The following is a 1,939-nucleotide window of genomic DNA, read 5'->3' as shown; positions in this document are numbered from 1 at the left end:
GATGGCGGCCAATGCCGCCATCCATGCTCTGCCCCAGGCGCTGGCCCAGCATCTGACGCAGGCGCTTGGCGACGAACTGCCGCTGCTCAAGCGCGATGGCGGCTTCTTGCGCGGCGGCTACCATGCCGATCTCGACGAGATGCGGGCGCTGCGCGACGAATCGCGAAAGGTGATCGCCGGGCTGGAGCGCTCGCTGATCGACGAGACCGGCATCCGCTCGCTGAAAATCCGGCACAATAATGTGCTTGGCTACTATATCGAGGTGACCGCCAACCATCATGCGGTGATGACCGGCAGCGACGGCGCCAAGGCGCGCTTCATCCACCGTCAGACCATGGCCAACGCCATGCGCTTTACCACGACCGAGCTTGCCGAACTCGAGACCAAGATCGCCAATGCCGCCGACCGGGCGCTCAACATCGAACTGGCCGCCTTCGACGCGCTGACGGCGGAAGCGGTCGGCGAGGCGGAGAAGATCCGCGCCGGTGCCGATGCGCTGGCTGTGCTCGATGTCTCGGCGGCGCTCGCGCTGCTTTCGGAAAGCGAAGCCTGGTGCCGACCAGTGGTGGATTCGAGCCTCGCCTTCGAAATTGCGGGGGGGCGGCATCCCGTGGTCGAACAAGCGCTTCGCCGTTCCGGCGATGGCCCGTTCGTCGCCAATGATTGCGACCTGTCGCCGGAGGGCAGCGCCAAGAACGGTGCGATCTGGCTCCTGACCGGCCCGAACATGGGCGGCAAGTCGACGTTCCTGCGGCAGAACGCACTGATCGCCATCCTGGCCCAGACCGGCTCCTTCGTGCCGGCGACATCGGCCCATATCGGCGTCGTCGACCGGCTGTTCTCGCGGGTCGGCGCCTCGGACGATCTGGCGCGCGGCCGCTCGACCTTCATGGTCGAGATGGTCGAGACGGCGGCGATCCTCAACCAGGCCGGCGAGCGCGCACTGGTGATCCTCGACGAGATCGGCCGCGGCACCGCCACTTTCGACGGCCTGTCGATCGCGTGGGCGGCAGTCGAGTATCTGCATGAGAAGAACCGCTGCCGGGCGATCTTCGCCACTCACTTTCACGAAATGACCTCGCTGGCCGGCAAGCTGGCGCGGCTCTCCAACGTGACCATGCGGGTCAAGGAATGGGAGAACGACGTCGTCTTCCTGCACGAGGTCGGCAAGGGGGCCGCCGACCGCTCCTACGGGGTGCAGGTGGCACGGCTGGCCGGCCTGCCGGAGGCGGTGGTCGACCGCGCCAAGGAAGTGCTGCACCAGCTTGAGGAAGGTGAGGTTTCGGGCAAGACGAACCGGCTGGTGGACGATTTGCCGCTGTTTTCGGTGGCGGTGAAGCGGGAAGCGTCGAAGCCGGTGAAAAGTGATGTGCTGGGGGCGGCGCTGGGCGAGATCAATCCCGACGAGATGACGCCACGGGAGGCGCTGGAAGCGCTCTACCGGCTGAAGGGGCTGGCGGGGACATAGTCAGATCATCTCCAACCCGCGCTTGCGCGCTGGTGGAGGGAAGGCGCGGTCGAGATCGGTGATGTCCTGCGGCGTCAGCTTGATGTCGAGCGCGGCGACATTCTGGCGGACATGTTCCTGGCTGCTGGCCTTGGGGATGGCGATGATGCCCTCCTGTTGCATCACCCAGGCCAGGGCGATTTGCGCCGGGGTCGCATTGTGGCGGGCAGCGACGGCGTCGAGCCTGGCATTGCGCGCCAGCGCGCCTTGCTCGACTGGCGAATAGGCCGTCAGCGGAATGCCGCGTTGCAGGCTCCAGGGTGCCAGGTCGAATTCGAGGCCGCGCCGGACCAGATTGTAGAGCACCTGGTTGGTCTGGACATTGTTGCCGTCGGGCAGGCCGGTCAGCTCTTCCATCTCGTCGGTGTCGAAATTGCTGACGCCCCAGTGGCGGATCTTGCCGGCCTTTTTCAGGGTCTCGAAAGCCGCGAC

The 1,939-nt window shown here is 66.0% G+C and carries 2 protein-coding genes; one reads left to right on the top strand and one right to left on the bottom strand.

Annotated features, from left to right (window positions below; genetic code table 11):
• A partial coding sequence (gene mutS / locus EN984_RS32745) for a DNA mismatch repair protein MutS (RefSeq protein WP_127384269.1) occupies window positions 1-1,468 on the top strand: 1,468 nt, incomplete at its 5' end.
• On the opposite strand, the gene EN984_RS32740 is transcribed toward mutS, so the two are convergent.
• On the bottom strand, window positions 1,469-1,939 hold a 471-nt coding region (locus tag EN984_RS32740; protein ID WP_164765837.1), incomplete at its 5' end, for an aldo/keto reductase. It lies immediately after the preceding gene.

It is taken from the genome of Mesorhizobium sp. M7A.F.Ca.CA.004.12.1.1 (assembly GCF_003997835.1).
In the GTDB taxonomy this organism is placed as follows: Bacteria; Pseudomonadota; Alphaproteobacteria; order Rhizobiales; family Rhizobiaceae; genus Mesorhizobium.
The sequence above is the reverse complement of the archived record's forward strand: the minus strand, read 5'-3'. Positions and strand labels throughout refer to the sequence as shown.